This is a genomic window from Inquilinus limosus MP06 (assembly GCF_000767795.1).
Classification (GTDB): domain Bacteria; phylum Pseudomonadota; class Alphaproteobacteria; order DSM-16000; family Inquilinaceae; genus Inquilinus; species Inquilinus limosus_E.
This window is the reverse complement of the sequence record NZ_JANX01000359.1, coordinates 1-6,450: the sequence shown is the minus strand read 5'-3', so window position 1 is coordinate 6,450 and position 6,450 is coordinate 1. Positions and strand designations below refer to the sequence as shown.

Genomic DNA, 6,450 nt, shown 5'->3' with positions numbered 1-6,450 from the left:
ATTGTGTGACCTTAACCGGCGCGGCGGCGCGACCATGGATCGCCACGCCCTTCGGGCCCGCGATGACGGTTGGGGGGCGGCGGGGGCAGCTCATTCCCAAACCGTCATTGCGAGCGCAGCGAATCCATCCAGGGCCGTTTGGTGTGGCCCCTGGATGGATTCGTCGCTGTGCTCCTCGCAATGACGGCGAGGGAGGAGTCGGTCACAGCTCGATGTCGGACAGGCTCTCGATCAGCGTCACCCGCGGCACGGCCTCGGCCGCGGCGCGGCGGCCGCGGCCGGGCGGACCGCCCGGTCGTCGGCGGCCTTGAGGTCACCGAAATCGAGGCCGGTGCGGCTTTCCAGCTCCGCGATCGGCAGCTGGTACAGCCGGAACGGCTCCAGCCCCAGCACCTCGAGCCGGTTCAGCAGATCCTCCTGGGTCAGGAGGAAGGCCTTGGCCTTCAGCGCCCCGGCCTCGACATAGGCCACGATCTTCCAGAAGTCGCGCGGGATGGCGGTGCCGCGATAGACCGGGTCGTCGTCGCGGAACACCGGGCCGCCCAGCACCGAGACGCGCAGATGCTCGACCTCCACCTCCTCCAGGATCGCGTTCTCCAAGAGGCCCCACAGGCCGTTCAGCCCGGACTGGTTGTAGGCCTCGTGCTGCGGCGCGATGTTGGTGAAGTAGAAGGATTCGCGGTTGGCCCGCGCCGCCTCCTCCGGCGGGCCCCAGACCAGGTCCTGCCGCCGGGCGATGTGGCCGCGGTCGAGGCGGTTGGAGGCGTAGAGCGCGTCGCCGCTCTGCCATTTCGCGTCGACCAGCGGGTCGAGCGTGAATCTCAGCCCGCTGCGGCTGAGCATGCGGATCTGGCCGCCATCGACGTTCCAGGCCACCCAGCGGGCCAGGCGGCGCGATTTGCTGAGCACCAGCGAGAAATGGGTGTGGCGGATGACCGGGGAGCCGCCGGCCTTGGCCGCATCCGTCTCCTGCGCCTTCGACATTGCCGGCAGCGGCACGGACTTCCCTGCCAGGAACTTGGGGTTGAAGCCGCCGCCGGTGGCGGCCGGCGCGGCCAGCGCCTCGGCCGGCGGCACCGGCTCGACCTCCAGCTTCTTGAACACGGCGTCGGCGGTGCAGGCCAGGGCGAAGTCGCCCTCGCTGGCGTCGGCGCCGTCGGCCTCGCCGCCGAAATGCAGGCCCAGCATGACATCGGTCGGGTCGCCCTTGCCGTCGAGGCCGAGCCAGACCGAGCCGGAATCGCCGCCCTTGCTGATCTCATTCTCCGTCGCCGGCCGGTCGGGATCGGGCCCGATCTCGAAGCCGCCGATGCGCTTGGTGCCGACCCCGTCGCCGTAGAACAGCTTCACCGTCATCTCGATCCGGGTGACGATGCCCCAGGTGACGCCGGTGGTGCGGCCGGACTTCACCACCTTGTCGCCCAGCTCCGGCCGGCCGAGCCGGCTGACCCGGACGCCGAGGTCGAGGATCGTCGGGTCGACCTCCCGCCCCTCGATCCGGGCGATGGCGCAGTCCCCGGCCAGGCCGAGATGGCTGCGCACCAGCACGCCGCAGCCATTGCTCTCGATCCGGTTGTCGTCGAACGGCCCGGGCTGCACGACGGTGTCGCCCAGCCGCCCCTGCTCGCCCTGCAGCACATGCCAGTTCGACAGGATGTGCGGCCGCCCCTCCTGCCGGTCATAGACGATGCAGCCCAGCGTGCCGGCGGTGCCGGAGGGATGGCAGACGCTGATGCCGGGCACCAGCGGGTCGTGGCGCAGCTTGCGCTGGTCCTTCACCGCCTGCGGCACCAGCTGCCAGGACGGCTTGTAGCGGCGCTCGACCACGTCCGTCGGGATCGTGACGCCGTCGACCGTGATGCTCTTCGGCAGCGGCGGGATGCCCTCCTCCACCAGCGCCTGCGGCGCGACCTTGCGGCCGACGGTGAACTGGATGCACAGCGCGCCGGTCGGCTTGCCGTTCTCGAGCTTCCGGCCGATGCCGACCGAGGTCACGTTCGGATGGTCGAGATAGAGGTCCGCGGCCTCGCGGGCGGCCTGCTTCAGGCGCTCCGGGTCGATTCCACGAGGCTCGGTCTTGCGGGCCATGCAGCGACTCCTGAAATATCCTGTTGTGTGGCAGCCAGATGCGGCGATGGGTCCATCCCCGCCGTCGATGCGTTATCCTAGCGTGGGCGGGCCCTGGGGACGACCGGCGGATGTACAGCGACGTCATCGATCTTCGTGAATTCTACGAGACCAGCCTCGGCCTCGTGGTGCGGCGCATGGTGCGCCGGCAGATCCGCCTGCTGTGGCCGGACACGCAGGGCCAGATCATCCTAGGCCTGGGCTACGCCACCCCGTTCCTGCGGCCCTTCCTGGGCGAGGCCGAGCGGGTGATCGCCTGCATGCCGGCCGAGCAGGGCGTGGCCCATTGGCCGCCGGACGGTCGCGGCCTGGTGGCGCTGAGCGAGGAATGCGAGCTGCCGCTGCCCGACATGTCGGTCGACCGCGTGCTGCTGGTGCACGGGCTGGAGGCGACGGAGCAGCTGGGCGAGCTGATGCGCGAGATCTGGCGCGTGCTGAACGGCAGCGGCCGGCTGCTGGTGGTGGTGCCGAACCGGCGCAGCCTTTGGGCCCGGTCCGACCGCACCCCGTTCGGCCACGGCAAGCCCTATTCCTCGAGCCAGCTGAACCAGATGCTGCGCCAGCACCAGTTCGTGCCGGAGCGGGTGGCCCGGGCCCTGTGGCTGCCGCCGACCCGGTCGCGCTTCCTCCTGTCCACCGCCCCGGTGTGGGAGGAGGTCGGCGCCCGCTGGTTCCAGCGCGTCGCCGGCACGGTGATGGTCGAGGCGTCGAAGCAGATCTACCAGCTGTCGCGCGGCAAGAAGCTGCGCGCCCGCCGGCCGGTGCTGGTGCCGGTCGGGGCGGGCCAGCCGGCCCTGGGAGTGCGGCGCGAGGGCGAGGAGCCGGGCTAGCCGCTTCCGTGCGGAGCGGCGGACGATCCCGGCCCGGCCGGGTTCCGGCACGGCGACTTCGGGCCATGCGAAAGCCCATTTCCGCAATGCGTAAAACCCCAGATGTTTCCTTTGCTTTCGCCCCTGCCGCGTTTTACACCTGATCGCCCTCGACCCGGCAGGCTCCAGCCCGTTCCAGACGATGCCAGACTCCCCCCAGACGCTCGACTCGCTGCGCCGGCGGATCGACGAGATCGACGAAGCGCTTCATGACCTGATCATGCAGCGGGCCGGGGTGGTGCGCGACATCGCCATCGCCAAGAACGGCGACCCGCTGGCCATGCGGCCGGGCCGCGAGGCCGCGATCCTGCGCCGGCTGGCGGCCCGCCACAACGGCGACTTCCCGCTGCCCGAGCTGACCCGGATCTGGCGCGAGCTGATCGCCGGCTGCACCCGCATGCAGGCCCCCTTCGCCGTGGCCGTGCACGCGCCGGAGGCCCAGACCGAGCTGTGGGACCTGGCGCGCGACCACTACGGCAGCCACACCCCGATGACCCCGGTGGCCGGGCCGATCCAGGCGATCCGCGCCGTCTATGACGGCAGCGCCGCCGTGGCCGTGCTGCCCTGGCCGGTCGAATCCGACACCGATCCCTGGTGGCAGGTGCTGGTGTCGGACGATCCGCGCGCCCCGCGCGTCGTCGGCACCCTGCCCTTCGTGGTGACCGAGCGGCACCGCGACGAGCCGCTGGCCCTGGCCGTGGCCCATCTCGATCCCGAGCCGACCGGCGACGACCACGCCCTGGTCGCGGTCGAGGTCACCGGCGACATCAGCCGCAGCCGGCTGAAGCAGCTGCTCGAAGCCGCCGGCCTGCCGCCGGTGGCGTTCTGGACCCGGCCGGCGCGGGCGCCCGAGGACGCCGCGATCCATCTGGTCGACGTGGCCGATTACGTCGCCCCCGGCGACGGCCGGATGGCCGCCCTGGCCGACCGGCTGGAGGAGCTGGCCCCCCGCATCCGCCTGATCGGCGGCTTCGCCACCCCGATCACCATCGGCCGCCGGAGCTGAGTGAGACAGCCATGACCGCGATCCAAGCGCCGCGCCCCCGCCCGGGCCTGCTCGACATCGATCCCTATGTCGGCGGCGAGGCCAAGGCGGTGCCGCATCCGCAGCTGGGCCGGCCGATCCGGCTGGCCTCGAACGAGGGCGCCTTCGGCCCCAGCCCGAAGGCGACCGCCGCCTATCGCGAGCTGGGCGGCGAGATCCACCGCTATCCCGACGGCGGCTGCAGCGCCCTGCGCCAGGCCCTGGCCGGCCGCTTCGGCCTGGATGCGGAGCGCATCGTCGCCGGCGCCGGGTCGGACGAGCTGATCGCCCTCCTGGCCAAGAGCTATGCCGGGCCGGGCGACGAGGTGCTGTACAGCCGGCACGGCTTCCTGATGTATGCGATCGCCGCCAAGGCGGTCGGCGCCACGCCGGTCGCGGCGCCGGAGGCCGAGCTCAGGACCGATGTCGACGCCCTGCTGGCGCGGGTGACGCCGCGCACCCGCATCCTGTTCCTGGCCAACCCGAACAACCCGACCGGCTACCTGCTGCCGAAGGCCGAGGTCGAGCGGCTGCACGCCGCCCTGCCGCCGGACGTGATCCTGGCGCTGGACGCCGCCTATGCCGAATACATCGACGACCCGGAGTACAGCGCCGGCGCCGATCTGGTCGACCGGGCGCAGAACGTCGTGATGCTGCGCACCTTCTCGAAGATCTACGGCATGGGCGCGCTGCGGCTGGGCTGGGCCTATGCCTCGGCCGGCGTGACCGACGTGCTGCACCGCGCCCGCGGGCCGTTCAACGTCAGCGCCGCGGCGCAGGCGGCGGGCGTGGCCGCGCTGGCCGACGAGGCCTTCATCGAGAAGAGCCGTGCCCACAACGCCGAATGGCGGGGCTGGACGGCGGCGGAGCTGGAAAAGCTGGGCCTCAAGCCCCTGCCGTCGGCCGGCAACTTCCTGCTGGTCGATTTCGGCGACCGCGACGCCGAGGCCGCGCGCCTCTTCCTGAAGGACACCGGCATCCTGGTGCGCCAGATGGGCGGCTATGGCCTGCCGAGCTGCCTGCGCATCACCATCGGCACCGAGGAGGAGATGCGGGCCGTGGTCGCGGCGCTGGCCGGGCATCTGCGCGGCCGATGACGGCGCCGGCAACCGCCACGGGGGCGCCGGTCTTCCGGCGGCTGGCCCTGCTGGGCATCGGCCTGATCGGCTCCTCGGTCGCCCGCGCCGCCCGCAAGCACGGGCTGGTGGGCGAGATCGTCGGCCATTCCCGGCGCCAGGAGACCCGCGACGAGGCGATGGCGCTCGGCTTCCTCGACCGGGTCGAGGCCGACCCGGCCGCCGCCGTGGCCGGCGCCGACGCGGTGATGATCTGCGCCCCGATGGGCGCCTATGAGCAGCTGGCCAAGGCGATCGCCCCGGCCCTGGCGCCGGGCGCGGTGGTCACCGATGTCGGCTCGGTCAAGGGCATGGTGGCGAAGACCATCGCCCCCCACCTGCCGGCAGGGGTGCATCTGGTGCCCGGCCATCCGATCGCCGGCACCGAGCATTCCGGCCCGTCCGCCGGCTTCGCCGAGCTGTTCATCGACCGCTGGTGCGTGCTGACGCCGGAGCCCGGCGTTGACCCGGACGCTGTCGCCAGGGTCGAGGCGCTGTGGCGCGGCATGGGCATGATGGTCGAGCGCATGACCGCCGAGCATCACGACCGGGTGCTGGCCATCACCTCGCACATCCCGCACCTGATCGCCTACACCATCGTCGGCACCGCCTCGGACATGGAGGAGGCGACCCAGGCCGAGGTGATCCGCTTCTCCGCCGGCGGCTTCCGCGACTTCACCCGCATCGCCGGCTCCGACCCGGTGATGTGGCGCGACGTGTTCCTGACCAACAGGGACGCGGTGCTGGAGGTGCTGCAGCAGTTCACCGAGGACCTGGTGCGGCTGCAGCGCGCCATCCGCCGCGGCGAGGGCGACACGCTGCAATCCTGGTTCACCCGCACCCGGGCCATCCGCCGCGGCGTCGTCGACGCCCATCAGGAGGAGATGGAGCCGGAAAAGGCGGCGCGCCTGACCAAGGACGAGGATTGACCGGCCGCGCCGGCTATTCCTTCCACCGGATCTCGGGCAGCCTGGCCACCTGCAGCGGGCCGAAGGAGATCTTGCCCTTCTCGATCGTGATCGGCGCGGTGACGGTGCGGGTGCCGTCCGCCGCCGGCTGGCCGGCCATCAGGTCGAGCCCGACCTTGGCGAAGCCGGCGTCGCGCTCCTTCACCACGCCCGCCTTCTGCAGGTCCTCGATCACCGCGCCGTAGCCGCGGATCTTCGCCGTCAGCGTGCCCTGGGGCTGCAATTTGTCGTCGAGGTCGAGCGTGCCGCCGGCGTCGATCTGCAGCGGCCCCCAGCGCAGCGCCAGCTGGTCGACCCGCAGCTTGCCGCCGGCCGTCCGCCACGCCGCCAGCTCCGGCGCCGTCGCG

At 72.0% G+C, this 6,450-nt stretch carries 6 protein-coding genes; 4 read left to right on the top strand and 2 right to left on the bottom strand.

Annotated elements, in window-relative coordinates; genetic code table 11:
* Positions 1-237: 237 nt before the first annotated feature.
* A complete protein-coding gene (locus tag P409_RS22830) occupies positions 238-2,088 on the bottom strand; it encodes a DNA/RNA non-specific endonuclease (RefSeq protein WP_034844117.1) in 1,851 nt (616 codons plus the stop codon).
* A 110-nt stretch (positions 2,089-2,198) separates the two neighbouring features.
* On the opposite strand from P409_RS22830, the gene P409_RS22825 reads away from it, so the two are divergent.
* From P409_RS22825 to P409_RS22810, 4 genes are all read left to right on the top strand, one after another.
* The gene (locus tag P409_RS22825; protein WP_034844115.1) at positions 2,199-2,957 is read left to right on the top strand and encodes a class I SAM-dependent methyltransferase; all 759 of its coding nucleotides are present in this window, start codon (positions 2,199-2,201) and stop codon (positions 2,955-2,957) included.
* Positions 2,958-3,138: 181 nt separating this feature from the next.
* Positions 3,139-4,002, top strand: a complete 864-nt coding sequence (locus P409_RS22820; protein WP_034844112.1) for a chorismate mutase — start codon at positions 3,139-3,141, stop codon at positions 4,000-4,002.
* Positions 4,003-4,013: 11 nt separating this feature from the next.
* Positions 4,014-5,117 carry a histidinol-phosphate transaminase gene (hisC, locus tag P409_RS22815; RefSeq protein WP_193366517.1) on the top strand — a complete coding sequence of 368 codons (1,104 nt, stop codon included), beginning with the start codon at positions 4,014-4,016 and terminating at the stop codon, positions 5,115-5,117.
* A complete protein-coding gene (locus tag P409_RS22810; protein WP_034844111.1) occupies positions 5,114-6,064 on the top strand; it encodes a prephenate/arogenate dehydrogenase family protein in 951 nt (316 codons plus the stop codon). The genes hisC and P409_RS22810 overlap by 4 nt, the downstream gene beginning before the upstream one ends.
* 13 nt (positions 6,065-6,077) lie before the next feature.
* Here P409_RS22810 and P409_RS22805 read toward each other — a convergent pair.
* Positions 6,078-6,450, bottom strand: a 373-nt coding sequence (locus P409_RS22805) for a DUF2125 domain-containing protein (protein ID WP_034844108.1), incomplete at its 5' end; no start/stop codon positions are given.

Bases quoted from the DNA above. Each gene is read 5' to 3' on its own strand.
- P409_RS22830 (WP_034844117.1), bottom strand. From the start codon at position 2,088: ATGGCCCGCAAGACCGAGCCTCGTGGAATCGACCCGGAGCGCCTGAAG.
- P409_RS22825 (WP_034844115.1), top strand. From the start codon at position 2,199: ATGTACAGCGACGTCATCGATCTTCGTGAATTCTACGAGACCAGCCTC.
- P409_RS22820 (WP_034844112.1), top strand. From the start codon at position 3,139: ATGCCAGACTCCCCCCAGACGCTCGACTCGCTGCGCCGGCGGATCGAC.
- hisC (WP_193366517.1), top strand. From the start codon at position 4,014: ATGACCGCGATCCAAGCGCCGCGCCCCCGCCCGGGCCTGCTCGACATC.
- P409_RS22810 (WP_034844111.1), top strand. From the start codon at position 5,114: ATGACGGCGCCGGCAACCGCCACGGGGGCGCCGGTCTTCCGGCGGCTG.